Below are 23,928 nucleotides of genomic sequence, written 5' to 3' on the forward strand. Positions count from 1 at the left end.
AGAAATGTTGGTTTGGCAGAAGGCTGTTCAATGTCTTGTACTGGGGCGCGAAGCTCTACGTCAGAAAAAGTCAGCCGAGGGCATCCACAACTGATCGCAGCATGGCTGTGCATGTGTGTTCCCGAATGCTGCGCGATATGTCGAACGGCAGCTTCAGAGAAGCTGCATTGCCGCAAACAGGCTTGTGGTAAAAGGCATCTGTGGGTGGCTCCTGCATTGCAAGCGTTTTCTGGTGGTATCTGCGGTCATTTTTGTCAGTACTGTCGTCTGTCCGGCCTGTTTGTGTGGTGGTGTTCCACTGGCCCTGATGAATTCCGCGAACGAGGTTCCAATCGGCTTATCGACCTCAAAGGGCCGCTGCCATTCCCGGAGTGTCCTTGCTCTTGGTTGACTTATTTCCGCATCATCACTTCAACGTCTTGCATCTCGTGGGCAGTCGGCGCGGTTAGAACGCAGGCTGCCGGTATTCCTGTTTTTTTCGTGAGCATCGCCCAGATGGCCCGAGCGGCCTTGTTGGCCATGGCGGTTGTTGCCAATCGGAATGGTTTGTCTGCGATAATCTTCGCCGTCCAGAGATCAACTTTCTCTGGCGAACGTTTTGCCATGACAGCGCGAGACGTCATACCCACGACCAGCAGTTTGCGAATGTAGCGATCACCCTGCTTCGTGATCTTGCCCAGACGTTCCTTGCCGCCGCTGGATTTGTTGAGAGGGGTCAGTCCGAGCCAGGCTGCCAGATCGCGCCCTGTGCGGAACTGTTTTGCATCGCCGATCGTTGCGACAATCGCCGATGCCGTGATCGGCCCGATGCCAGGCATGCGCATCAGTCGGCGTGCGTCTGTGCTCAGCATCGCATGCTGCTCGATCATCTTCGTGTAACCCGCAATACGCTCGTTCAAGCCGATGAACTGATAGCACTGCATGCCGAGCATGCCGTTTGCGATATCCGGCATGTCCGGGTGATCTCCATCCAGATGGCGCTTGGCGAACGCTGTGACCGCCTCAATCCCAATCGGCAGAATATGCCCAAACTCGCGTAGCAAGCTGCGGGTCATGTTGGCCATCTGGGTGCGCTGCCGGACAGCCAAGTCGCGAGTGCGATGGATCGACAGAACCGCCTGTTGATCCTCTGTCTTGATCTCGACAAAACGCATCGTCAGGCGCCTGACTGCCTCGCAAATCGCTTCCGCATCAACCGCATCTGTCTTTCCACGTTTGACGTAGGGCTTCACGTAGTTCGCTGGCATCAGCCTGACATCGTGGCCGAACTTGCGTAACGTGCGACCCCAATGGTGAGCTGATCCGCAAGCTTCCATCCCGACGGTGCAAGGCGGCAAGGTTTCAAAGAACGCCAAAAGCTTCGCCCGCTTGATTGCCTTGTTGAAAATCACACGTCCGTTCTCAGAAGTACCGTGAACTTGAAAAGCATCCTTGGCCAAATCCAGGCCGATTGTCTTAACTGTCATTGGGTGGCTCCTTTCCTAGCAGTCAACAACAACTGCACTTTGGCACATTCGATGCCGGTGGAGCAGGAGCCACCCACCTCATCCGGTTAGGGCCGGAACTGCTTGAAAGCCGAGGCATGGACACGCCTGCCGCCATTTCAGGCTCCTAAGTTCAGTGTCGTTCATGCGTGTGCCAAGCCGCGCTCCCTCTTGAGCTCATGTCGTCCGGGTCCAGGGAGCGCCCTCTCGTGCCGATCATTGATCAGGATTTCTGGTCGCCGGACGCGCAAAGCAGGAGTCACACAGCGCAGACTAGGTCAGGTAGGAAGCGGCGGTTGCCCACTCCCGCAGCCAACACTAATTTACTAATAGTATCAAAGACTTCGGATCTATCGTCCGAGGTCTTCGCTGCATTTGCAGAACCCCTTCCCACCGCAAGGCGCAGCAATCCCGCTAGATCGCCCTCCAGGCGGATGTCGAGCTTGCCCGTCGATGCGTTCGGCAGCAGCACGATGCGGTTGATCAGATCACGCAATGCCTCCTGCGCACCTAGCATAGCCGAAAGAGGGGTTCTCCTCGATCATTATATTTGTCAACCGCAATGGGTTGCGCTGGCGCGATGCGCAGGGCGAGTATGGCCCGCACGGCTGTCGCCGGACACGGGCCAACACGTTTAATCGTCTCAGTGGAGCCCGTGGGTTCGGACAACCGATGCACCCTCGGATTGAGGCGACACCCAAGGTAACAGTTTGCGGCAAATTCGCCCTTATGGGCTAGGTGTTTGATCCCACGGTTTGATGGTGCGATCCTCTCTCAGGAATGGAAGGAGGCATTATGGGACAAGTTCGTCACGGGAGCGCCACGACCACGCACGCCGTCAGAGCTGCAATACAACGATCGCAGGCTTCGCTCGCGACGCTGAGCCGGGAACTGGGCATCAATCCCAAGACCGTCGCGAAATGGCGTAAACGCCAGACAGTCGAGGATCTCAAGACTGGGCCGAAGGAGCCACGTTCGACGATCCTGGCCTCGGCCGCGATGGCATCGCAGACCGTGGTAGAACAGTTGACCGAGACCATGATGCCGATGAAATTGCGCGTACCAACCCGCCCGTCCGGACGCTCGTAGCCCTGAAAAGTTGTCCGGGATGGCGGATTGGCGCGAGTGCCTGCGGTGATACTTTGGTCCGAGTGCTGTTCAGGCAAAGCACAATTGTGGACGTGGACATGATCCCCCGCCGCAATGTCTTGCGAGGCGATTGCAATGATCTGACCGTATTTGATGACTGGCGCGCCGGTTTTCATGGTGGTCCTGGCTATCTTGTGACCGCTTGCGATGTCTTGCCGCTCAGTCAGCCCGTCGTGAGTATCACCCGCACAAACGTTGTCGAGTGCCACGGTGACGGTATCAGTAGGGTCGAGTATCATGAGGCGCGCGGTCACGACGGTGCTCCTTCGGCGGCGATCTTTTCAAGCGTAGGTGCGCAGTAGCCCGGATCGGCCGTTCGCGCCCACGCGAGGAAGGCGGTGATGCGACGCGCGACCTTTTGGGGATGGTTCTGAGCAATATCCGCAATCCGGTGGTCGAGAAACGGATTGGAAAACCGCTCGAGTGTCGTGGCGAGGTATTCTTCCGCCTCTTCTCCCATCTGGTGAGCTGCGAAGCCAGGAAGGACTTCGTCCTCAATCACCCTGCGCATCCGTCGACCATCGGGTTCTCTAAGCAATTCTCGCACCAGCGCGTCCGGGTTTCCCACGCCGTCCTTCCAAAAAGATGCCAGCACCGTGTGACCGAGGTTGAGGATGTGCAACTTTAACCGTTCGACAGCTTCCAGTGCATCGACCATCTGTATGGCGGAATGCACGGTCGGTGCGGTGAGACCGGGCTGGTTCTCAATCGCCCAGAGCGCGTAGGGCTCGGCGACCGCGCCGACGGGGTCGATTGGCTCAGAAACGATGCGATCGACCAGACTGTTTGCCCAGAGACAGGCGTTGAGCCAGTCGATATGCGCGGGGGCGGCACCTTGCTGACGGGCGATCTCTAAGACACGCTCACGCAGGACCCTGCCGTTCTCTGGGATGAGTTCCATTGGGAATATGGTCAAAGGCGTACCCGCAGCAAGAAACCGTCCGCTCAGCAAATGGTAGAGCTTGGCAGGATAGCTCATGGCTTGATCGAACTTTGCTGAGGTATCAGATGGGCATGGATCGAAGCCGTTGTCTCCGGTGTTGGAGAGGATGATTTCGGCTTCATCTATGACCAGATTTTCCAGTTCGGGCCAGTCAGTCGCAGTCGAGAGAGTTCGCCGGACACTGTGGACACGATGTTCCTCGTCAATAACGCGGCCATTCTCGATGCCCCTGATCCGTACAGGAAAGCCCGCAGGATCGGCGAGCGCGCTGAGACGTGCGGCACGGCCCGGGTCTCCCGAACTTTGCACGACGGTGATCGCGCGCGCAGGGGTGCCCTCGCATAGGAACAAATCCGCGTGCGCCTGTAGGAAACGCGACGTACCAAACTGGATGATGGGAGTCTTTTCGGTGTGGGGCATGGTGACCGTTCTCGGGGCCCGCGACGGCGCGGCCCGTTCGTTTCAGCTTTCAATCAATGCGATCATGCGTTCAAGCCGCTCCATCGCGCGCACACCGTCTTCGATGTCGGGGACATCGCAATCTTCGCCACGCAGAACCGCAGCGGCATCGGCGATCAGCGCGTTGTAGCCCTTGTGATCCTCGTTGGCGGCAGCGGTGAAGTTCGGGGTCCAACTCAGCGTATCCGCGGCGTTGTCGAGCGTTGCTTCCGCATCATCCGCCTTGAAGGGCGGATCGCGGAACAGCTTCACGTTGATGATGTTGTCGACTTCAAGCCGGGTGTGGTCGCCCATGATGCGGATCTCTTCCATCGGAGTGCCGCGTGACTGTGTCGTGCCCATGACGATGTTGCCGATAGTGCCGTTGGACCCGGTGAAGCCGAGGTGAAACAGGATCTTGCCCGGCGTGGGGCTGATCTTGCGTACCGTCATGTTGGCGAAATCGTCCCCCGAGAACCAGGGGATCAGATCCATGTAATGCACACAGTGATGCAGATAGAATCCGGTGTAGTCAGGCTCGCCCTCGAAATAGGTCGGCGCGGTCATGTAGCTGCCGGTGATGCCAAGGATCTGGCCGAAGTCACCCCTGTTGAGCACGTTCTTGGCAATCTTGTTGCCGGTAGAGTAGCGTTTCATGAAGCCGACGATCACAGGCTTTCCGGCTTTTCGGGCGGCATCCGCGACCTCGCGCGCGCCCGCAGCATCCGCCGCAGGGGGCTTCTCCATGAAAACCGGCAGTCCGTTCTGAAGCGCAGCAATAGAGGCCGCGCGGTGTAGCTCAGGCCCGACGGCCATGCCGATGGCGTCAAGGCCGGGAGTTGCCACGAGGTCTTTGAAATCACTGTGGAGCGAGGTCACGCCATATTCATGGGCCACCGCCGACATCGCGGCCTCGTCCCGGTCGCATAGGGCGGCAATGCGGATATCGTTGCGTCCCAGTTGCGGCAAAAGCATCTGACGCGCGTGACGTCCGCAGCCGATCCATCCGATGTTGAGTGTCATTGTGCCACCTCCGCCAGAGCCAGTGCCGAGCGGATGACGCCGAGTCCCGCACGCAGTTTGGCGCTTTCGTCTTCACGAGGTGCGCGCCAATGCGCTATGGGCAGAGCGACACGGTCGTCGTCCCGGCGGAAGGGCTCCAGCGAGATTGGACCTTTGTAACCGATATGGTGCAGCGCGCGCATCACGGCTGTCCAGTCGATATGTCCTGTCCCTGCATGACCACGATGGTTCTCGTTCGCCTGAAAATGCACCAGCCGGTCGCCTGTGGCGCGGATTGCATCGGGAATGGAGCGTTCCTCCATGTTCATGTGGAAGGTGTCGAGCATGACGCCGAGCCCCGGATTGTTCACTTTGTCGACGACCTCGATGGCCTGACGCGTGGTGGAGATGATGTCGGTCTCGAACCGGTTCAGCGGCTCTAGTCCGAAGACCTTTCCAGCGGCGGCGGCAACCGGGGCAACCTCGGCCAGACCGTTTACTGTGCGCTCGGCGCGTGCTGCGATATCTTCGTCACTGCGCGGCATTGGGGGGCGTCCGGCAAAGACCATAGGTTCGCCGTAAAGCGGGCCGCCGATGATACGCGCACCGAGACCCTCGGCGGCGTCCACGCAATGCTTCAAGTAATCGATGCCACCCTGCCGCGCGCTCGGATCCTCTGACGCGATGGAGCGTTGCGGATTGACGCGTGCAGCCAGCACCAGCGAGAGACCAGCGTCTTCAGCGGCACGGCGCGTTTCGGCAGGGTCCAAGTTATCCTCGGGCTCGGGCACCAGAAGCTCGACAAAGTCGAACCCCAGATCGGCGGCTTTCTGAAAATAGTGCAGGTCCTTGCCGGTGAAAGGCCGGATGAACTGCATGGAGATGATACCGATCGGATTATCCAAGATCGTCTTCCTTTCTCGTGTCGTGTGGATCAGCCTTTGACCGCGCCCTGCGTCAGGCCGGAAATCAAGCGTTTTTGTACAAGGAGGAACAGCACCGTCGCGGGCATAGCACCGACGATTCCGCCGGCGGTCATGAGGCCCCACTGGACCTCGTATTCGCCGATCAGGGTCTGTACCGCGACGGTGATGGTGCGCACGTTGCGGCCACCAAGCGTCAGCGCGTAGAGATACTCGTTCCAGGAGGTGATGAAGATATAGATGCCGGTTGCCACGATGCCCGGTCCGCAGAGCGGCAGAACCACGCGGCGCAGCGCGCCGAGGCGGGTGCAACCATCGGTCATCGCGGCTTCATCAAGTGATTTGGGAATGCCGTTCATGTAGCTGACCATCATCCAGATCGAAAACGGGATCGCGACCGTGGAATTCGCGATGATCAGTGCCAGATGTGTATCAAGCAGCCCGAGCACCCGCATCAGCACAAAAAGCGGCAGGATCAGCAGCACCAGCGGGAACATGTTGATCAGCAGGAATTGCAGCATCAGGATTTTCTTGCCCCGGAATGAGAAGCGCGAAAAAGAATAGGCTGCCGTGATGCTGAGCGAGAGGCCAACCACGACCGTGCCGCAGGAGACGATCAAACTGTCGAAAAGGTTGTCACCGAAACCCACGGTGCGAAACAACCGCGTGTAGTTGTCGATGGTCGCGCCGATGATCGAAGGGCCTTCGGTGAAGAGTTTCGATTCGTCCGTGACCGAGGTGATGAACATCCAGAGGTATGGGCCAAGCGTGAAGACGAGGATCAGTGCCATCGGCAGATCGACGATCAGCAGGCGCCGTCCGAGCGGGAGCTTGCGCAGGGCCATTATTGCACCGCCTTTCCGGTCCGCCGCAGATAGACCATCACGACGCCCATAAGCAGAAGGGTGAACAGTACCGCCAGTGCCGATCCATAGCCGAAGTCGAGGTTAGTCCGCGCTTTGACAAATGCGTAGAGCGGCAGGGTGTAGGTGGAATAGCCCGGACCGCCTCCGGTCATCACGAAGATCACGTCGAAGGAATTGGCGACCCAGATCGTACGGAGCAACACCGAGGTCACGAGCACGCCCGAGATGCCCGGCAGCGTGATGTGCCAGAATTGCCGCCACGTGCTGGCCCCGTCGATGGAAGCGGCTTCGTAGTAGCTGCGCGGGATCGATTGCAGCCCTGCGAGGATCATTACGGCGAAGAAGGGGAAGCCCTGCCACGTCAGTGTGAGTATGATCGCGCCGAGCGCCGTCTTCGGATCCGCAAGCCAAGGCACAGCCTGTTCGATCAGTCCGAGACGCAGCATGAAATCGTTCATCACGCCGTAATTGCTGTCGTAGATCCAGACCCACATCAGCGCGATCACGACTGAGGGCAGGGCCCAAGGGATGATGATCAGCGCGCGTGCAACAGGGCGCCAAGGGAAGTTCTGATTCAGCAGGAGCGCGGTTACCAGACCCAGTAGAAGCTGCGCGGGGATCGTGACGCCGATCCAGATCACAGTGTGCTTGAGCGAGATCCAGAAGACCTCGTCCTGCAGCGCGGCAATGAAATTATCTAGTCCGACGAAGGTGAAGTCGTTGGGGCGAAACAGCACGTAATCATGCAGGCTCATCCATGCGGTTTGCAGCATCGGCAGAAACACGATGGCGAGTGTGACGATCACAGCGGGCGAGAGCATCGCATAGGGCAATACGCTGCGGCCAAGCCGGGTGCCGGTCATGTCTTCTTTCGGGCCGGGGCGGTCAGATGGGTTGAGGTCTTGTGCAGACATGGCTCACCTTTTCGCGCCGGACGGTGCCCGCGCGTGACTGGAAAACTGGAGAGACCGGGGCGGCGCGTAGTCGCCACCCCAATCGGGGAGGTGTGGGGTCAGTTGCCGTAAAGCTTCGCTATCTCAGCGTTCATCTCTGCTGCTGTAATTTCACCGGTCAGGGCGCGCTGCATCGCCACTGGCCAGACGGTGTTCACGAAGTCCGAGGTCTCTGGCGTGTTCGGCAGAAGATGCGCAAAAGGCAGCGAGTTGACGGTCGCATCCACGAAACGCTTGGGATGCAGCGTCCAGCCGTCACTGTCGGATTTTGTTACTGGCAGCTGGCCTGTCGCTTCATTGAACTTGGCGTTGTTACCCGATTCCGAGAGGAACGAGATCCATTTCCATGCTGCGTCCTTATCTTCGGCCGAGGACAGAACAGCAGTGCTTTCATCGCCGTAGGCGGTCCATTGACCTCCGCCGCAGCTTGGGACCGGCGCCGCATCGACATTGTCGCCAAGCGCTTCGACCATGCCATTCGCCGATCCGATGTGATGGATGGTCATCGCCGTCTTGCCGGCCTTGAAGCCGCCGATGGTTTCCTGAAACCCATCGTTGGGCGCAGAGGGCGGGAAAACCTTGTCCTCCTGGAACAGGTCCATCACGAACTGCGTGCCCGCAATGGCGTTGTCGTTCTCCATCCCACCGACGAGGTTTACGCCATCACCGCCGAGGGTGAAGCTGCCCCAGTGGTCGTGACCACCCTTGCCGCCGCGGAAACCGAAGCCATAGATGTCGGTCTGCCCGTCGCCATCGGTGTCGCGCGTCAGTTGTTTGGCGACATTGCGGAAGTCCTCGCAGGTCTTGGGCACCTCAAGACCGAGGTCGGCGAACATGTCGGGACGGTAATAGAGATACAGAACGACATATTGTACCGGTAGGTAGTAGGACTGCCCGTCTTCGGCTTTGGTCAGCTCCAGCAGATTGTCCTGCAGGTCGGATTTACCTTCCCATGCGTCGATCCGTTCTCCGATCGGTTCAAGAGCACCCATGCCGATCAGGCGGGGTTGCGCAAACATCTTGACCATGGCCGCGTCAGGCGCGTTGCCTCCGATCACCGCCGTATAGAGATTATCGTAATAGCTGTTCCAAGGGATGTTCTCGGCCTCGACGGTGATGCCGGGGTTCGCGGCCTCAAAACTGGCGACGAGTTCATCCATCGGGTTGTCGGCATTGTCGAAATGGTACCAGAAGCGCACCGTGCTGTCAGCAGAAGCTATTGCCGCGCTGAGAGCCAAAGCACTGCTTGCTAAGCCCAAGGTTTTGAAGATGGTCATGTTTTGTCTCCTCCCAGATGTTGCCGCTATCCTCATGCAGCCCGTGTCTTGAATATCTCGCCTGCTTTCTCGAACGCGTGCCGTGCCTCGGGCAGGACGCTGCCCATTTGCATGAAACCGTGAACGACGCCGTCGATCAGATCGAACGGGTCTGCCCGCCCCAAGGCGTGCAAACGTCCCGCCAGCGTCTCGGATTCAGATCGCAGCGGATCAAGGCCTGCGGCATTCAGATAGAGCGGTGGCAGCGCACGAAGCTGTGCGTCGCTGGCGTGCAGAGGCGCGACGGTCTCCACGTTCCGCGTATCGGCGGGGGTGTACCAATCCCAGTATCTCTGCATCTTCTCTCGAGTGAGGCCCGGCCCGTCGGCATGGGCGACATAGGACGGTGTGTTGAAATCCGCGCCGTAAACGCCGTAAAATAACAGCGCCTGAGCTGGCAGTTCCGCGCCCTCGTTGATCAAGCGCAACATTGCGCAGAGCGCCAGATTTGCACCGGCACTGTCGCCAGCAATGCTCCAGCGGCGATCGGGTGCGCGGGCACTCCATGCGTCGAGGATATCATTCATTCCGGCGGGATAGGGCTGTTCGGGCGCGAGGCGATAATCGATTGTAAGCACTGGGGCACGGCATGCAATAGCGAGACGGCGGGCTGCGCCCTCATGTGTCGCAGCTGAGCAAAATGAGAAACCGCCGCCATGCACATGCAGGATCGCGTCGGTCCCCGCGTCGTTTTTCGGGACAACATAGCGCGCCGACATGTCGGAGATCATCACTGTTCGCGCCTCAGCAACGTCGGGCAAATCGTCATTCCAGCGCATGTTGGTAAGGGCTGCTAATGCGCGACCGGCACCGGGGGCGAGCGTCGTTGGATCGGCAAGCCCCTTGTCCTCGACTGCAAGTCGATCCAACACGCGTTTCATATTGGCTGTCGGTTCGCTCATTTACTCCTCGCGCCAGTAAGGTCGGGGCCGAAATCGACGATTGTCGATATGTGATGGCAAAGCAGGGTCTTCAGACCGTCCAGATCGCGCTGTTCGAGCGACCGGATAATCTGCACATGACGCTCGGCCGTTTCTTCAAGCTCGCGATTAGGCTGCGAGTTTAGGATCTTGAAGCGGTGGTTGTGGATCAGGCAGCGCGCCAGAATGGGAGCCACGACCGGCAGATTTGCCGACGCGAAAAGTCGCGCATGAAAAGCGCGGTCATGCAGTGAGAGCAGGTATTCGTCGGCGTCACGGGCTGCATTGCGCATGGCATTCAGCCTGTCATGAAGATCCCCCAGCAGATCCTGGTCAGTGTTTTCAATGACGCGGTCCAGATAATCGCATTCAATGTTCAGGCGGATCCCGATCAACGCACGTGCATCAGCCGTCTTGCACGGGGCTACATGGGTTCCGCGATGGGGCAGCCGGATCACGAGGCCTTCTTCGGCGAGCTGCATCAGTGCCTCGCGAACAGTTCCCTGACTGCACTTAAAGCGTTGTGCAAGGTCAAGCTCCAGCACGACCGCGTCGGGTTCGAGCACGCCCAGCACGATCTGCTTCTGCAGCGCGACATAGACGGTGTGACTGCGTCGGCTCGACTGGCGCGGCACAAGATCCGTGTCTTGTTGCGTGAAGCTTTCGACTGCCATTCCCCCCGTGCCTTTCGATTTCTGCCAAATTTCCGGCTTGTTCCAATGTTGCATTATCGATAACATTCTAATTATCGATAATGCAACATCGAATTTCAGATTGACCACGTGTTGCTCCGGGGAGGAAACCATGGCGGAAATCAAGCTAGAGAAAATTGTGAAGGATTACGGGCCGGTGCGTGCGATTCACGGCGTGGATTTGCATGTGAGGGACGGAGAGTTCGTCGCTTTCGTCGGCCCGTCCGGCTGTGGCAAGTCTACGATGCTGCGGATGATTGCCGGTCTTGAGACTATTTCAGGTGGCACCTTGCAGATTGGCGGAAAGGTCGTAAATGATATCGAACCGCGCGGGCGCGACGTTGCAATGGTCTTTCAGGATTACGCGCTCTATCCGCATATGACGAATGCTGACAATATCGGCTTCGGGTTGAAGATGCGTGGCTGGAAGGCCAAGGATATCGCGCTTCGCGTGGCGGAAACCGCGCGCATTCTTCAGATCGAACCCTATCTGGATCGACGGCCCGGTCAGCTTTCCGGCGGTCAGCGGCAGCGCGTCGCTATGGGCCGCGCAATTGTGCGTGAGCCTTCGGTGTTCCTGTTCGACGAACCACTCTCTAATCTCGATGCCAAGTTGAGGGTGGAAATGCGAACGCAGATCAAGCGGCTGCACGCAATGCTTGGAACCACGACAGTCTATGTGACCCATGACCAGACCGAAGCGATGACATTGGCTGATCGGGTTGTTGTGCTGCGCGGCGGGCATATCGTGCAGGAGGGGCCGCCGATCGAGTTGTACGAAAAGCCCAACTGTCGGTTCGTCGGCGAGTTTATCGGCTCGCCGCAAATGAATGTGTTCGGCGGAGTAGTTGACCGTTCTGGTGGCGCACCGCGTCTTCGAATCGGTGAAACCGCTCTCGATCTTGGCGAAATCGCGGCATTTGATGGCACCCGCATCGATCTTGGTATCAGGCCCGAGCATTTGGAGAGGACAGATTCTGACAAGAGCCTGCTTCACCCCATGGTTGAGGTATTCGAACCGCTTGGCTCGGACACGATGGCGATCTGCAATTTCGAGGGACAAGAGATGACGGCGCGGCTTGACCCGAAAGTGTCTCTCAGACCGAATGCACCCATTCATCTGGGATTTGATCCTGCCAACCTTCACTTTTTCGATAGTGAAAGCGGTCAACGTTTGTCCGAGGTTTAGCGAGATGGGCTTGGTGATGTGACCGCGACCACGGCATTTTGGTGCCAAGACGAGCGGGAACATCATCAGCCTCTCGACCTCAAAAGGTACCGAAATTTAGGAGTTTTCAAAACAAACGGTCCGTCTGGCCCAAATCAACTCGCTATGCGGACTTCAGATAGTTCCGCGAAACAGTGTCCAAGTCGCCCTCCCGCAACCAAAAATACTGACCCGGCTGCACCCGAAAGGGTCGCGGCTTTTTTTCTTTCCGCAAAGCTCAACAGTTCCAACAGCCCGCCACGGACTTCGAGCCAGTGGACGTTCGCATCCTGATGCTGTCGAGCGACCACGTCCACATGTTCGTGTCGGTGCCGCCGAAACTCGCCATCGCCGATCTCGTGCGCAAGATGAAGGGCCGTTCGTCCCACAAGGTGCAACGGGAATTCCCTGAGTTGCGCAGGCGCTATTGGGGCCGCAGATTTTGGGGACGAGGGTATTTCTCGACCACCAACGGTGCCATCACCGAAGACATCGTGCTTCAGTATCTCGAACAGCACATCGCCGATTCTACCGGCGCAAGCCGGTAGTGGTTCAGTGCTCGTCCACACAGTTCGGAGCCAGACATGACCAACCCGCCCGAGGCCCAGCCCGCCGACATTCACTTCGATGACAAGGATCCCCGGGTTGCGTGGCATCGGGTCTGGTTCAACCTGCAGCGTATTCAACGCAGCATGGGTCCACGTATAGCACGTGAACTGAAACAGGCGGGCATTGCTGATCCGATCTGGTATGAAATCTTGCTGGAGGTCGAACGCGCGGGCGAGACGGGCATTCTGATGTCCATGCTGGAAAAGAAGTTGTTTCTGCCGCAATATGCCCTGTCACGGCATATCAGCCGGATCGCGGAAGCCGGGCTGGTTCGCCGTCAGTCCGAACCGGGGCAGGGGCGTTCGCAGCGTTTGTTCCTGACGGATACTGGCCGTGGCTTGCATCGCCGGATCTGGGATATTTATGGAACCGCAATCCGGGCTGAGTTGTCACATAGGCTTACGACAGACGAAGCCTATGCGCTGAACCGGGTGTTGATCCGGCTATATCCATGACCTTCAGAAGTTGATGGTCGCCGTGACGTTGAAGGATCGGCCCGGTTCGCTCAACGGGATGACGCTGGCGTAGTCACCGCCGTAAGTGGCGCGATCTGCGTACTCCTCGTCGAACAGGTTGGCGATCTCCGCGCGCAGGGTCAGATTAGTGAACTGCGGCGGTACGTATTCGGCGAAGACGTTGACCGCCGTGTAACCGTCGATTTTCTGGTCTTCGTCTGTTTCGGTTTCGTCGCTGATGTCGTAATCGGCCGCTGCCTCGATCTGTCCGCCGAGAAGCCATGACAGGCCAACCTGTTGTTGGACCTCGAACGCCACAATCTGCCCCAGCGGCGCGCCGAAGTCGAGCGCGCCATAGCTGGCGGAAGGCTCGCCATCCACGTCCACTTCGCTGTTGGAATAGGTCAGGCGCGCGGACCCGCTGATCCAGTTGAAGCCGCCGTTCAGGTTGAAGCCGGTGCTTTCAAAATCGATATTGTCGGTGCCTGACCGTGCATCATTGATCTTGGTTTGAAAGACTTCGCCACCAAGGGTGATCCCTCCGCGCTGCCACTGTGCACCGGCAACGGCGTTGTGCGCGCGCGAAGGTTTCAGACCTTCATAGTCCGCAAGTCCGTCGAAGATGTAGTTGTCTTCGATGTCGATGCCGCCAAAGACGTTCGAATATCCAGCATGCAGCATGATTTCTTCGGTCACGTCATAGGACACCGAGGCGTTTCCGCTGAGCCCTGCAGATGTGTCGCTGTAGCCATCCACGCCCTCGAAAGCCTGCCAGTCGCTGCGCATGCCGAAGGACAGACGCAGCCGATCTATGGGCGACAGACGCGCTTGGGCGAAGATCCCGACGTTCTGAGCAGTTTCCGTAAGGTCGCTGTCAAAGCCTTTGTAGTTGCCGGTCTTGTCATAGTAATCGACACCCGCAACGATGCTGTCCACGTCAGACAGTTGGAAAGTATTCTTCGCGGTTGCGGACCAAGTGTTGCTGGTACCTTCGCTGAAATCGTCATTCCACGGGATGTTGTGTACGTCGATTTGGCTCTCGGAGAAGCCGACGGTAACTTCCGGATCCCATAGCCCAGTTGGATCGGCCGTTTCATAGGTCAGGCCGTAGGTCGTGCGTTCCGTGTTGTAGCGTCGCGTGTCGGGCGACGGACGCCCGCCAATAAGTCCGCCGAAATTCGCGCGATACGGGCGCATCGCATCGTCAACCATCTGCATCGCCATGAACTCGAACCGGTGACCAGTCGGTGTTTGTGCCGCCGCTTTCAGAAGGTAACTGTTCAGGTCTGCGCCGGTGCCCTTGATGGTGTCTCCGCCACCGGTTTCGTAGTCGTCACCGACCGCACGCTTGGCATAGAAGACCCCGTCCAGAACACCTTCGCGACCGGCCAGCGTGGTCGAGCCTTGGGCCGTTTCCCCATTGCTGAAATAGCTGACACGCACATTGCCGCCGAAGTTCTGACCATCAAGAAGGATGTCGGCCGCGTCCACGGTTTCGAACACAACCGCACCCGCCAGCGCGTTCGGCCCGGCATCTGCAGCGGCCACGCCTTCATCGACGCGAACCGCTTTCAACAAGCCAGGGTCGATCGGGTTGGCGGCGACATGGTGAAAGGCGCGGTTGTTCTGCGTGATGCCATCGACGGTGACCGACAGGTTCAGCATGTCGATCCCGTTTACATACATCTTTTGCGCGACGGGGATACCACCACCGACACTGACGGAGGCGATTCCGTTGAACACGTCTTTCAGGTCTCCTTGGCGCGCGCGATCCAACTCTGCGTCGGCAACATAGACCGAACTGTCGCGGTCGGCGGCGGAGCCAAACTCGTCCTGCTGGCGGACGACGATCGGGTCGAGGCTGAGCACCTCCTGCGCGAAGGAAGGAGCGCCGAGTGCAACAGCGACCAGGCTGATGGTCGCGAGCAATGATGAACAGGAACGGGTAAAATGCGGCATGCCAACTCTTCTGATATAGGTTTTCAGATGTTGGCTGCGGCGGTGCCGTGGCTGGGCACCCGATACACTGGCGGCACCATATCATGCAATTGCATGATGCATGAGGGTACGGGTCTGTTGTCGTTTTGCCTCTATCGCGTTCAGGCAGCTGAATGAGGCAGAACGTATAGTCCGTTTTGCGGCGTGGTGTTGACCCGCAGGACGCAATGGTAAGCGGATTGCAGATTGTGATCGGTCAACACCGCGTCGGGAGAGCCATGTGCGATGATGTGCCCCTCGGATATCAACGCCAGTCGGTCGGCATGCAGTGCTGTCATGTTCAGGTCGTGCATGACTGCGACGACCCCGCCGCCGCGTCGTGCATAATCCTTGGCGAGCCGCATGATCATAAGTTGATGGCCGATATCGAGACTCGAGACCGGCTCGTCCAGAAACAGCCAGCGGGGCCCATCTTCGCAGACAGGGGACCATACCTGACAGAGCACGCGTGCAAGTTGTACACGTTGTTGTTCGCCGCCCGACAGCTCCTGATAGAAGCGCCCCTCAAAGCCCGACAGCCCGACCGCGTCCAATGCGGTCACCGGCAATCGGTTGCGTTCAGCATCGGGTGAGGCATGCAGGCCCAGCCGCACGATTTCCAGAACGGTGAACGGGAATGACAACGGTGTAGATTGCGGCAGGACCCCACGGACGGCTGCCAGTTTCCAGGGTAGCTGTCGCCTGATGTCGCGCCCGTTGAGCGTGATGGTCCCGTCGAAATCAATTTCGCCCGTCAGAGCACGCATCAAGGTGGTTTTGCCCGAACCGTTCGGCCCGATGATGACCGTTAGTTCACCGGCCTGCGCTGCAAAATCGACACTGTGCAGGATTTCGCGCCGGCCCAGTGTCACGGTGATGTTTCTGGCGTCCAGCATGGTCACAAATCCAATACAGCACGGTTGCGCAGCAAAATCCAAAGGAAGAATGGCCCACCGATTGTTGCGGTCACGATCCCGATGGGAAGTTCCGCTGGCGCGATGATCGTACGGCTGATGACGTCCGCCAGGATCAGCAGCACCGCGCCCAGCAGGGCAGAGGCGGGCAGCAGGAACCGGTGATCCGGTCCGATCAGAAGGCGCAACAAATGTGGTACGACAATGCCCACAAAACCGATGCCGCCGCTGACCGCAACCGCCGATCCAACGGCAGCGGCCACGCTTAGGATGGCGATGTTTTTCATTTTCTGGACGGCGATACCCATATGTGCCGCCGCGGCTTCGCCAAGTGCAAGACCGTTCAGACTGCGAGCAAGGAACGGGGCTGTTGCCAAGGCGAACATGATGATCGGTGCGGATACGGCGACTTTTGTCCAACTCGCACCTGCAAGTGACCCAAGGCCCCAAAAGGTCAGGTCTCGTAGTTGCTGGTCGTCCGCGATGTAAACCAGAACGCCCGACAGCGCACCTGTCAATGCGCCGAGCGCGATGCCTGCCAGAAGCATCGTCGCCACCGATGTCTGTCCCCGCCGTGTCGCAACGCGGTAGAGCAGCATGGTCGACAGCCATCCTCCGACAAAGGCGGCGATCGGGACGGCGTAGTATCCGGCCACAGCCGAAAGCGATGCAGGCAGAAGCCCGCCAAGCACAATGGCGGTAATCGCGCCGAAGCCCGCGCCTGCTGAAACGCCCACCAGTCCGGGGTCGGCCAGCGGGTTGCGGAACAACCCCTGCATCACGGCACCTGACACGGCCAGCGAGGCACCAACCAGGATGCCCATCAGCAAGCGTGGCAGCCGGATGTCGAACAGGATAACGCGCTCAGTCATGCTCAAGGGATCGCCGCGCAGCAGTTTGCCGATCACCGTGCCAAGTGATGTGCTCGCCGCGCCATAGGACAGGCTGAACAGGCAGGTGAGGACCAGCAGGGCCAGCAGGCAGATCAGCGCGCGCCGCGCGCGCCCTTCGCGGTCTCCGGCCGGCCGGGCTGCGCGGGGTGCTGCGTCAGCCATTTCCATTGGCATCACCATAGATGGCATCATGCAATTGCGCAGCGGCGTCCGCGGTGCGCGGACCAAAGCCCAGAAGGTAGAGCCCGTCCATCCGGATGACAGCGCCGGTTTTTCCCGCCGGAGTCACCGAAATCGCCGGGTGACTGACGACCTGATCTACCGTCCCGCCGTGATCGCCACCACGGTCCATCATTAGGATGACATCGGGGCTGGCAGCGGAAATTGCCTCGTCGGTCAGTGGCTTGTAGCCTGAAAACCCGCTCACGGCGTTCACCGCGCCGGCCAGGCGGATCATGCCGTCGGCTCCGGTGTCCGCGCCGCTCGCCATAATCCTACCACCCTGCATGGACAGGATGAACAGAACGCGTTTGGGGCTGTCGATCGCGTCTGTGCGATTGGCCACCACCGCCATATCTTCGCGGAACGTGTCGGCCAGTGCCTGACTTTCTGTGGCCAAGCCGATGGTCTGACCGACCGCTTCTATTTTCCGGGCGACACCTTCTGCGGTGAAGGCTTCCGGCATTTCGGCATAGGGAATGCCCGCCTCTTTCAGAAGATCGACGGCTTCGGGTGGGCCTGCCCCCTCCTCGGCAAGGATCAGGTCGGGCTCGACCGACAACGCGCCCTCTGGCGATAGCGAACGGATATAGCCAACATCCGGTAGCTCTGTGACTTCCGGTGGGAAGTTGGAGGTGGTATCCCGCGCGATCACCCGGTCCTGTGCGCCGAGTGCGTAAATGATTTCTGTGACCGATCCGCCCACTGACACGATCCGGCTGGCGTCAGGGTAGTTTTCTTGCGCCCACGCGGGGACTGCGACCATCGCGGCAATGTAAAGGCTGGCGAGCATGCGCATCAAACAGCCTCCGGCTCAAGCGAGGGCAGGCTGTTCATGATTTCACGCCACTGCGGAACGAAATCCTTGTCCTGCTTGCGAACGCCGAAAACCTGCATGATTAACGTGCCGTGCTTATCGAAAGCCTCCACCGAGATCGCAGGACCGCGTTGCGTGGGCTTTTCGACCGCCCAGACTTCAGCCACATGGTCGGCGCGCAGATGCAGGTTGAAGCGTGGGTCCATCACGTTCAGCCATGGTCCCATCGGCACGATTTTTTCAATCGGGCCCGAATGGATCTGGATGCAGCCACGATTGCCGACGAAGATCATCACGGGTGTGCCGCTTTCAGAAATGCGGTCCATCATCGTTGGAATGCAGCCTGGCGCCAGCGCGCGCACGAAAGGTTCGCCCGCGATGCGGTAGGCGCCCAAGCGGTTCATCTTCAGCTTGCTGGTCAAACGCAGGAACTGATGCGTGTCGCTCATCCGGTTCCATTCGTCCCGTAGGATATCGAGCTTGTCATGGTTAGACTTGGGCCCCTCCGGTGCCTGACGCGGCTGCACGGCCAGCGTGTCGAATTGGGCGTCGGATTTCAGGTTTGCGATAATGTCATCCCACAGATCGTGGTTCGATGTATTGCGCAGGTGGATCTTGTGAACCGCATCGCCTGCGGCGTCGAAAATCTGCAGGCTGCGACGTGGACTGTCCTCGCCCTCTTTTTCGACGGCAAAGGCATGACACCAATGCTTCGGAAACAGGCGCAGGTCGATTTCTTCTGCAATGACCGCCGAGGCATGCGGTCCGGAACGGTAGTTCGCGTAAGTTCCCACCTTTTCATGCACGACGCTCAATGTGCGCGTCAGTGCCATGACCTCGCCCAGCCGTTCAGCCGCCGCGATCAACTGATCCGGGTTGGCAGTGACCGCTGTCGCGCCGTGTCCCACATGTGCGGCAACAAGCTGTGCCTCGGTGATGCCAAGCGATTCTGACAGATCACGCTCGCGCGCCTTCGGGTTTTCCTGCCTGGCTAGTCGGATCTCGGCTGCGCTTGGGGATGTGTTGCTCATTTTTCTCGCATTCCTTCACAGATGAACCTGGCTGGGCCCGGACAGTCGGCGAGGGCTTGGCTTTTACCTATCTTATAGTTGACAAAAAACATCGAGATCAATAGCAGGACCGAAACGGCACTGAAAAAGTTGCCGGACCAATGCGCCAGCCCGTCCGCCAGCCGCAAAGCACAGAGTTTGGAAAGGGTGCGAGTTGATTAGGGGACGAATGAGCCGTGCATGGCTATTGGGAACATCGACGCTGATCGGGCTGGGCGGGGCACCGACCTTCGCGCAGGACGCTGACAGCTACACACCGCTTGGACGCATCGTGCTGGGCGCAGGCGTGGAAAAGGTGGCGATTGACACGCCACAGGCTGTGACGGTCATCGATCAGGAAGAACTTGACGAGGCACAGGCAACTACGTTGGCGGACATCTTTGACGAGGTGCCCGGCGTTCAGGCCATTGGGTCGGACCGCGCGGCCGGTCTTTCGTTCAACATCCGCGGTATCGGGGATCTGGGGGCAGCAGATGAATCCAAGATCATCGTCAATGTCGATGGCACGCCGAAATTCTACGAACAGTATCGCGTCGGGTCGTTCTTCAGCGAACCGGAGCTTTACAAGCAGGTCGAAATCCTGCGTGGGCCAGCGTCTTCCACGCTGTATGGCGCGGGTGCATTGGGCGGCGTGATCAACTTCACGACGAAAGATGCCTCTGATTTTCTGGGCGTAGATGACAGCAACGCTTTGCGGTTCCGCGCGGGATATGATTCCAACGGTAACGGCGGTCTGGGATCGGTTATCTGGGCGACACGCCCGAGCGCATCGACCGAGTTCCTTGCTGCGCTGAACTACCGCACTATCGGCAGCTACGAAGATGGCAGCGGAGATGAGGTGCCCGGCAGTGATTTCGATGCGTGGTCGGGGTTGGCCAAGGGAACCTTCTGGTTCGGCGAGGACAATGAAAAAGCCCTGCGCCTGTCCTACACCCGCTGGCAAAGCAATGCGGATGACGCAGAGTATTCTCAGACGGGCACGCTTTCCGCTTTCGGAACCATTGACCGCGAAATCGTCGACGACACCGTGGTTCTGTCCTACGAGGATCCGGGGCTGGATAACCCCTGGTGGGATCTGGATCTGGCGTTGTCCTACTCGAACACGCGCATCAAGCAGGATGATGCGTCAATGCCGTCATTCGCCTCGCCACTCTGGGCTGATACGGACTATGGCTACAAGACCGTGGCGTTGAAGGCCGATAATACGGTGGAGGCTTACGGCGACAATTGGGAAAACTTCTTTACCTTCGGGATGCAGATCAGCCATCAGGACCGCATTGCCGATGCCGATACCGGCCCCATCGGGTTCCATCCTGAAGGCGAAGACCGTCGCGTCGGCTTCTATGCGCAGGATGAATTCACGCTCAACGACCGCCTGACTATCATTCCCGGTGTTCGCGTCGACGTGGTCAAGCTGTCACCGAGCGATGATGTACTCAATGGCAAGAATGTCGATGACACGGCGGTTTCGCCAAAGCTGGCCGCGCTATACAAGTTCAATGACAGTTTCTCGGTCTTCGGGTCGGTCGCACGCACCGAACGGATTCCGACGCTGGACGAACTTTATTCCACCAGCGCAGGAGACCCCCAGTATCCCGGCGGGCGATATGCAAGTGTCAATCTGGATAAGGAAACCTCGAACAACTACGAGCTTGGCTTTACATACCAGAAGGCAGGGTTGCTCAACGACAACGACCAGTTCCAGTTCAAGACTACCGGCTACTGGAACGAGTTGGACAATCTGATCAGCACGAACCCTGCTCGCGGTCAGAATGTCCCGGTGGCCTACTACGTCAACATCGACGAAGCTGAAATCAAAGGGGTCGAGGTTGAGGCCTATTATGACATGGGCGCAATGTTCAGCCGGTTTGCCTATAATTACACCCGGGGCGAAGACAAGGCGACAGGCGAAACGCTGACCTCGATTCCAGCTGACACGCTGGCACTTACGGTGGGAGCCCGGAACGAAGAGCGTGGCCTGACCTATGGCTGGCGCGGCTTCTTCGCGGACAGCATCGAAGTGTCTGACGTGCGCTATGATGCCTACAACACGCAGGATCTGTTCGTGAACTGGGCGCCGCGGGATGGCGCGCTGGAAGGTTATGAAGTGGCCTTCGCTGTCGAGAACGCTTTTGACGCAACCTATCAGAACAACCTGAGCGGTGATAACGGGCGTGGACGGAATTTCAAGTTGACGCTGTCCAAGCAGTTGAACTGGTAGGTTCCCGATGAGCCAACGCAGCCATTCGATCCTTTCGACCATTGCCAGCGCAGGTTTGGCCCTGTCCACCGCGACAGCGGGTATGGCAGAGAGCGGTGGTGGGGGCATTTCCATCGAACTGAATCAGACAGAAGAACAGGAGGGCGGCATGTGCCGCCTGACCTTCCTTGCGCAGAGCCGACTGGACGCAAATGTCGAGCAGTTGGTCATCGAGACGGTTCTGTTCAACCGTGACGGGCAGGTGCATGCGCTGACACTGTTTGATTTCGAGGATTTACCATCGGGCAAGCCCCGTGTCCGGCAGTTCGACCTGTCAGGGCTGGCCTGCGCCGACCTGCAACAGGTGCTGTTCAATGGTGTCGAGACCTGCACGGTTGCGGGTGCGACGGACCAAGAGTGTGGCGTATCTCTGACGGTTGAGACACGAACCGAGGTGGAGGTCGCGGGATGATCAGTTTTGACGCGGCGCGCGCTACACTTGCACATCTCGTCGGTCTTGGTGGCCCGGTGGTTGCCCTGTTGCTGCTGCTGTCCGTCATTGCAGGGGCCGTTGTCCTGTACAAATTCTGGCAATATGCCGTCGGCGGTGTCGGGTGCCATCGCCGGCTGGAGGTCGCGCTGGACAGGTGGCAAGCCGGCGATCGCGCGGTTGCGGAAGGTATCGCGCGAGAGGCGAGAAGCTATGTTCAGTCGGTTATTATTGCGTCGATGTCTGCCGCTAAGCGACAGATCCAAAGCTCTGACGTGCTGGGCAAGCTCGAAGCCGACGCAGAAACCGAGTTATCGCGGCTCGAAAGCGGGTTCCGCATTCTCGACTCCATTGCACAAGTTGCCCCGCTGCTGGGTCTGTTCGGCACGGTGCTCGGGATGATCGACGCATTTCGTGCCTTGCAGGATGCGGGCCAATCGGTTGATCCGTCGGTCCTGGCGGGAGGCATTTGGGTCGCCCTTTTGACCACTGCTGTCGGCTTGGCGGTTGCGATACCGTCCGCGCTGTTCTTAACGTGGTTTGAAAGCCGTGTCGCGCGGGAGCGCATCTTCCTGGACCGCGCGATTCAAACCATTCTTGCACCCGCCGAAGCGATCAAGGCGGAGGCCAGCGCGGTGACGGCGCTGAAGGCGGCCCGTGCCACGTGAAACGAGATCGGGGTTTCGGCGCAGGCGCATGTCGATGACGTCCCTGATCGACGTGATCTTCCTGCTGTTGCTGTTCTTCATGCTGACCTCGACCTTCACAAAGTTTGGCGAGATCGAGTTGAGTGTCGCCAATACCGGAACGAGTGCCACGGAAGGGCAGCCCGTGTTCCTGCGTTTGTCCGTCGAAGGCACGACACTCAATGGTCAGGTTGTCGTGCCGGAGAGGTTGCCGGATAGTCTGCAAGATGCGGGAAGCGTGCTAATTGGACTATCGGATGATGTGACCGCGCAGCGCCTTGTCGATGTGCTGGCCGTTGTGCGTGCTGTGCCGGACTTGAGCTATCGGGTGCTGCAATGAGCCTGTTCCGGAAAGCTCCGCAAAAGCGGTCGGCGGAATCCACCATCCCGTTGATCAATGTCGTTTTCCTGATGCTGATCTTCTTCCTGATCGCGGGAACGGTCGCCCCCGCGATCAAGCAGGACTTGCGGCTTGTCTCACTTGATCAGATCGACCCGTCGCAACCTCCCGACGCACTGACCTTGGATGCCCAAGGGGAGCTCAACTATCAAGGCCAATCCGTCTCGCTGGCCGATCACCTAGAGGCGCTGGACGGCAAGGTCTTGCGCGTCATGCCGGATCGTGCGGGATCAGCCAAGCGGTTGGTCGAGATTTCGGCCGAAGCGCAAGAGCTTGGCGCGAAGCGGATTGTCCTGATCGCACAGCGGGGTGGACCATGATCCTGCGCAGCCCCGCCTCTGCCGTCCTCGCGGCTGTTGCATCGGTGGGTGTTCACATGGCCATATTCGGTTGGCAGCCATCGCAGGGGCCGGAAGTTCAGATCTCCGGTGGCGGAGCGGAGGTCGCACTGCTTGGCAACTCTTTCGCGGATATGGCTGCCGGAACCGTGTCGCCTGTTGCACCGCCGACAACCTCGAAGACGAAAACATCTGCCGTTTCACCAGTAACGCAACCCGTCGCGAAAACGGCAGCGCCTGTGTCAACGACGGTCTCCAACCAAACAGTTGCGGCCAAGCCGGTCAGGGCGGGTCTTGCGGCGCAAGTTCAGATACCGCGGCAAAACGCATCGATCGAGCCACAGATGATGCGGCCCGTTGCAGAGGATGCGCGGGTGCTGGAGAGCTCACCTACGCCGAGCCGCAAGCCCGAGCCGCCACAGGTTGCCCGTCGACGGCCGGCAGAACAGGCTGCCCCGCAGCCTTCAAAGCCAAGCGGAAATGCAAGCCAATCCGCCCGCAAAGGTGCAGCAGATGGGACAAAGTCAGCTGCCGCCGCCGCGTCCGGTCCGCTCAAAACGGCGAGGCAATCGGGCAACGGCGCAAATGCCAATTACAGCGGTCTGGTCATGAGGCAAATCCAGCGTACTCGTCGGGAGCGTGCAGGCCAACGCGGAACGGCGGTCATCGGTTTTTCCATCGGGGCCGAAGGACAGCTTCTGAGTGTGGCGGTCCTTCGAAGCTCCGGCTCTGAGCGTGTCGACAGAACCGCGCTGCGTCACGTTCAAAGGTCCGCTCCATTTCCTCCAAACCCGAGCGGGCAGACGACGCGTCATTCCGTCACGGTCGAAAGCCCAAGCTAGGTGTCTAGCGGGGACTGTCGCGTTTTCTCGAATCTGGTCGGATTGTAGCGAAAGGCGAGGTTCTTCATGCTCCGTCGTGGCGTTGTTGCTGAACTCAGCCATTGAACGAGTTTGTCGCTTTCCCG

General features: G+C 59.1%; 23 protein-coding genes and 4 pseudogenes. 11 read left to right on the forward strand and 16 right to left on the reverse strand.

From position 1 onward, the window contains the following. Positions 1-392: 392 nt before the first annotated feature. Both FPZ52_RS00310 and FPZ52_RS18825 read right to left on the reverse strand, forming a co-directional pair. Entirely contained in the window at positions 393-1,466 is a 1,074-nt protein-coding gene (locus FPZ52_RS00310; protein ID WP_240804365.1) for an IS110 family RNA-guided transposase, read from the reverse strand. 277 nt (positions 1,467-1,743) lie between these two features. Further along, the gene (locus FPZ52_RS18825; RefSeq protein WP_168201235.1) at positions 1,744-1,980 is read right to left on the reverse strand and encodes a hypothetical protein; all 237 of its coding nucleotides are present in this window, start codon (positions 1,978-1,980) and stop codon (positions 1,744-1,746) included. Between the two features lie 47 nt (positions 1,981-2,027). On the opposite strand from FPZ52_RS18825, the pseudogene FPZ52_RS19530 reads away from it, so the two are divergent. Both FPZ52_RS19530 and FPZ52_RS19085 read left to right on the forward strand, forming a co-directional pair. Further along, positions 2,028-2,132, forward strand: a pseudogene (locus FPZ52_RS19530) (IS5/IS1182 family transposase); the annotation flags it as partial. A gap of 147 nt (positions 2,133-2,279) precedes the next feature. Continuing rightward, positions 2,280-2,534 (forward strand): annotated as a pseudogene (locus FPZ52_RS19085) (transposase); the annotation flags it as partial. Here the strand turns inward: FPZ52_RS19085 and FPZ52_RS19470 are convergent. From FPZ52_RS19470 to FPZ52_RS00365, 9 genes and pseudogenes are all read right to left on the reverse strand, one after another. Beyond that, positions 2,519-2,872: pseudogene (locus FPZ52_RS19470) on the reverse strand (SAF domain-containing protein); the annotation flags it as partial. The pseudogenes FPZ52_RS19085 and FPZ52_RS19470 sit on opposite strands and share 16 nt — an antisense overlap. Before the next feature lie 11 nt (positions 2,873-2,883). Continuing rightward, positions 2,884-3,996, reverse strand: a complete 1,113-nt coding sequence (locus FPZ52_RS00330; RefSeq protein WP_146362634.1) for a mannitol dehydrogenase family protein — start codon at positions 3,994-3,996, stop codon at positions 2,884-2,886. Positions 3,997-4,038: 42 nt separating this feature from the next. Continuing rightward, complete coding sequence (locus FPZ52_RS00335; RefSeq protein WP_146362636.1) at positions 4,039-5,037, reverse strand: Gfo/Idh/MocA family protein; 999 nt, start codon at positions 5,035-5,037, stop codon at positions 4,039-4,041. Then, complete coding sequence (locus FPZ52_RS00340; RefSeq protein WP_146362638.1) at positions 5,034-5,921, reverse strand: sugar phosphate isomerase/epimerase family protein; 888 nt, start codon at positions 5,919-5,921, stop codon at positions 5,034-5,036. Before FPZ52_RS00340 ends, FPZ52_RS00335 begins: the two co-directional genes overlap by 4 nt. 29 nt (positions 5,922-5,950) lie before the next feature. Continuing rightward, positions 5,951-6,784 (reverse strand): carbohydrate ABC transporter permease, encoded by an 834-nt coding sequence (locus FPZ52_RS00345; protein WP_146362640.1) that lies wholly within the window; start codon positions 6,782-6,784, stop codon positions 5,951-5,953. Next, complete coding sequence (locus tag FPZ52_RS00350) at positions 6,784-7,668, reverse strand: carbohydrate ABC transporter permease (RefSeq protein WP_146365594.1); 885 nt, start codon at positions 7,666-7,668, stop codon at positions 6,784-6,786. The genes FPZ52_RS00345 and FPZ52_RS00350 overlap by 1 nt, the downstream gene beginning before the upstream one ends. A gap of 149 nt (positions 7,669-7,817) precedes the next feature. Then, entirely contained in the window at positions 7,818-9,035 is a 1,218-nt protein-coding gene (locus tag FPZ52_RS00355; RefSeq protein ID WP_146362641.1) for an ABC transporter substrate-binding protein, read from the reverse strand. Between the two features lie 32 nt (positions 9,036-9,067). Next, positions 9,068-9,976 (reverse strand): alpha/beta hydrolase, encoded by a 909-nt coding sequence (locus FPZ52_RS00360; protein ID WP_146362643.1) that lies wholly within the window; start codon positions 9,974-9,976, stop codon positions 9,068-9,070. Then, complete coding sequence (locus FPZ52_RS00365; RefSeq protein WP_146362645.1) at positions 9,973-10,668, reverse strand: GntR family transcriptional regulator; 696 nt, start codon at positions 10,666-10,668, stop codon at positions 9,973-9,975. Before FPZ52_RS00365 ends, FPZ52_RS00360 begins: the two co-directional genes overlap by 4 nt. Before the next feature lie 130 nt (positions 10,669-10,798). Between FPZ52_RS00365 and FPZ52_RS00370 the strand changes: the two genes are divergently transcribed. The 3 genes and pseudogenes from FPZ52_RS00370 (at position 10,799) to FPZ52_RS00380 (ending at position 12,957) form a co-directional block, all read left to right on the forward strand. Further along, a complete protein-coding gene (locus tag FPZ52_RS00370; protein WP_146362647.1) occupies positions 10,799-11,875 on the forward strand; it encodes an ABC transporter ATP-binding protein in 1,077 nt (358 codons plus the stop codon). A gap of 293 nt (positions 11,876-12,168) precedes the next feature. Then, a pseudogene (tnpA, locus tag FPZ52_RS00375) lies at positions 12,169-12,441 on the forward strand (IS200/IS605 family transposase); the annotation flags it as partial. A 36-nt stretch (positions 12,442-12,477) separates the two neighbouring features. Then, complete coding sequence (locus FPZ52_RS00380) at positions 12,478-12,957, forward strand: MarR family winged helix-turn-helix transcriptional regulator (RefSeq protein WP_146362649.1); 480 nt, start codon at positions 12,478-12,480, stop codon at positions 12,955-12,957. 3 nt (positions 12,958-12,960) lie between these two features. Here the strand turns inward: FPZ52_RS00380 and FPZ52_RS00385 are convergent, their stop codons facing one another. The 5 genes from FPZ52_RS00385 to FPZ52_RS00405 form a co-directional block, all read right to left on the reverse strand. Beyond that, a complete protein-coding gene (locus FPZ52_RS00385) occupies positions 12,961-14,916 on the reverse strand; it encodes a TonB-dependent receptor plug domain-containing protein (protein WP_146362651.1) in 1,956 nt (651 codons plus the stop codon). Between the two features lie 140 nt (positions 14,917-15,056). Beyond that, the gene (locus FPZ52_RS00390) at positions 15,057-15,830 is read right to left on the reverse strand and encodes a heme ABC transporter ATP-binding protein (protein WP_146362653.1); all 774 of its coding nucleotides are present in this window, start codon (positions 15,828-15,830) and stop codon (positions 15,057-15,059) included. Positions 15,831-15,832: 2 nt separating this feature from the next. After that, entirely contained in the window at positions 15,833-16,903 is a 1,071-nt protein-coding gene (locus FPZ52_RS00395; protein ID WP_146362655.1) for a FecCD family ABC transporter permease, read from the reverse strand. Continuing rightward, positions 16,896-17,759, reverse strand: a complete 864-nt coding sequence (locus FPZ52_RS00400; protein WP_146362657.1) for a heme/hemin ABC transporter substrate-binding protein — start codon at positions 17,757-17,759, stop codon at positions 16,896-16,898. Before FPZ52_RS00400 ends, FPZ52_RS00395 begins: the two co-directional genes overlap by 8 nt. Further along, a complete protein-coding gene (locus FPZ52_RS00405; RefSeq protein WP_146362659.1) occupies positions 17,759-18,808 on the reverse strand; it encodes a hemin-degrading factor in 1,050 nt (349 codons plus the stop codon). The genes FPZ52_RS00400 and FPZ52_RS00405 overlap by 1 nt, the downstream gene beginning before the upstream one ends. 208 nt (positions 18,809-19,016) lie before the next feature. Here FPZ52_RS00405 and FPZ52_RS00410 point away from each other — a divergent pair, with 208 nt between their 5' ends. From FPZ52_RS00410 to FPZ52_RS00435, 6 genes are read left to right on the forward strand one after another with little or no spacing between them, the layout of a single operon-like run. Further along, on the forward strand, positions 19,017-21,068 hold the full coding sequence (locus FPZ52_RS00410) for a TonB-dependent receptor domain-containing protein (RefSeq protein ID WP_240804367.1): 2,052 nt from the start codon (positions 19,017-19,019) through the stop codon (positions 21,066-21,068). A gap of 7 nt (positions 21,069-21,075) precedes the next feature. Next, the gene (locus tag FPZ52_RS00415; RefSeq protein WP_146362661.1) at positions 21,076-21,519 is read left to right on the forward strand and encodes a hypothetical protein; all 444 of its coding nucleotides are present in this window, start codon (positions 21,076-21,078) and stop codon (positions 21,517-21,519) included. After that, on the forward strand, positions 21,516-22,205 hold the full coding sequence (locus FPZ52_RS00420) for a MotA/TolQ/ExbB proton channel family protein (protein ID WP_146362663.1): 690 nt from the start codon (positions 21,516-21,518) through the stop codon (positions 22,203-22,205). Before FPZ52_RS00415 ends, FPZ52_RS00420 begins: the two co-directional genes overlap by 4 nt. 28 nt (positions 22,206-22,233) lie before the next feature. Beyond that, the gene (locus FPZ52_RS00425) at positions 22,234-22,563 is read left to right on the forward strand and encodes a biopolymer transporter ExbD (RefSeq protein ID WP_338052793.1); all 330 of its coding nucleotides are present in this window, start codon (positions 22,234-22,236) and stop codon (positions 22,561-22,563) included. Next, positions 22,560-22,943, forward strand: coding sequence for an ExbD/TolR family protein (locus FPZ52_RS00430; protein WP_146362665.1), 384 nt, complete (start codon positions 22,560-22,562; stop codon positions 22,941-22,943). Before FPZ52_RS00425 ends, FPZ52_RS00430 begins: the two co-directional genes overlap by 4 nt. Then, the gene (locus tag FPZ52_RS00435; RefSeq protein ID WP_146362667.1) at positions 22,940-23,803 is read left to right on the forward strand and encodes a TonB family protein; all 864 of its coding nucleotides are present in this window, start codon (positions 22,940-22,942) and stop codon (positions 23,801-23,803) included. The genes FPZ52_RS00430 and FPZ52_RS00435 overlap by 4 nt, the downstream gene beginning before the upstream one ends. Positions 23,804-23,928 lie beyond the last annotated feature (125 nt).

Source organism: Qingshengfaniella alkalisoli, from assembly GCF_007855645.1.
GTDB classification, from domain to species: domain Bacteria; phylum Pseudomonadota; class Alphaproteobacteria; order Rhodobacterales; family Rhodobacteraceae; genus Qingshengfaniella; species Qingshengfaniella alkalisoli.

Coding starts and splice junctions, on each gene's coding strand:
- FPZ52_RS00395 (WP_146362655.1), bottom strand. CDS start 16,903: ATGGCTGACGCAGCACCCCGCGCAGCCCGGCCGGCCGGAGACCGCGAA.
- FPZ52_RS00360 (WP_146362643.1), bottom strand. CDS start 9,976: ATGAGCGAACCGACAGCCAATATGAAACGCGTGTTGGATCGACTTGCA.
- FPZ52_RS00385 (WP_146362651.1), bottom strand. CDS start 14,916: ATGCCGCATTTTACCCGTTCCTGTTCATCATTGCTCGCGACCATCAGC.
- FPZ52_RS00370 (WP_146362647.1), top strand. CDS start 10,799: ATGGCGGAAATCAAGCTAGAGAAAATTGTGAAGGATTACGGGCCGGTG.
- FPZ52_RS00335 (WP_146362636.1), bottom strand. CDS start 5,037: ATGACACTCAACATCGGATGGATCGGCTGCGGACGTCACGCGCGTCAG.
- FPZ52_RS00430 (WP_146362665.1), top strand. CDS start 22,560: ATGAGCCTGTTCCGGAAAGCTCCGCAAAAGCGGTCGGCGGAATCCACC.
- FPZ52_RS00345 (WP_146362640.1), bottom strand. CDS start 6,784: ATGGCCCTGCGCAAGCTCCCGCTCGGACGGCGCCTGCTGATCGTCGAT.
- FPZ52_RS00400 (WP_146362657.1), bottom strand. CDS start 17,759: ATGCGCATGCTCGCCAGCCTTTACATTGCCGCGATGGTCGCAGTCCCC.
- FPZ52_RS00350 (WP_146365594.1), bottom strand. CDS start 7,668: ATGACCGGCACCCGGCTTGGCCGCAGCGTATTGCCCTATGCGATGCTC.
- FPZ52_RS00405 (WP_146362659.1), bottom strand. CDS start 18,808: ATGAGCAACACATCCCCAAGCGCAGCCGAGATCCGACTAGCCAGGCAG.
- FPZ52_RS00410 (WP_240804367.1), top strand. CDS start 19,017: ATGAGCCGTGCATGGCTATTGGGAACATCGACGCTGATCGGGCTGGGC.
- FPZ52_RS00330 (WP_146362634.1), bottom strand. CDS start 3,996: ATGCCCCACACCGAAAAGACTCCCATCATCCAGTTTGGTACGTCGCGT.
- FPZ52_RS00415 (WP_146362661.1), top strand. CDS start 21,076: ATGAGCCAACGCAGCCATTCGATCCTTTCGACCATTGCCAGCGCAGGT.
- FPZ52_RS00420 (WP_146362663.1), top strand. CDS start 21,516: ATGATCAGTTTTGACGCGGCGCGCGCTACACTTGCACATCTCGTCGGT.
- FPZ52_RS00435 (WP_146362667.1), top strand. CDS start 22,940: ATGATCCTGCGCAGCCCCGCCTCTGCCGTCCTCGCGGCTGTTGCATCG.
- FPZ52_RS00365 (WP_146362645.1), bottom strand. CDS start 10,668: ATGGCAGTCGAAAGCTTCACGCAACAAGACACGGATCTTGTGCCGCGC.
- FPZ52_RS00425 (WP_338052793.1), top strand. CDS start 22,234: ATGTCGATGACGTCCCTGATCGACGTGATCTTCCTGCTGTTGCTGTTC.
- FPZ52_RS00380 (WP_146362649.1), top strand. CDS start 12,478: ATGACCAACCCGCCCGAGGCCCAGCCCGCCGACATTCACTTCGATGAC.
- FPZ52_RS00390 (WP_146362653.1), bottom strand. CDS start 15,830: ATGCTGGACGCCAGAAACATCACCGTGACACTGGGCCGGCGCGAAATC.
- FPZ52_RS00310 (WP_240804365.1), bottom strand. CDS start 1,466: ATGACAGTTAAGACAATCGGCCTGGATTTGGCCAAGGATGCTTTTCAA.
- FPZ52_RS00355 (WP_146362641.1), bottom strand. CDS start 9,035: ATGACCATCTTCAAAACCTTGGGCTTAGCAAGCAGTGCTTTGGCTCTC.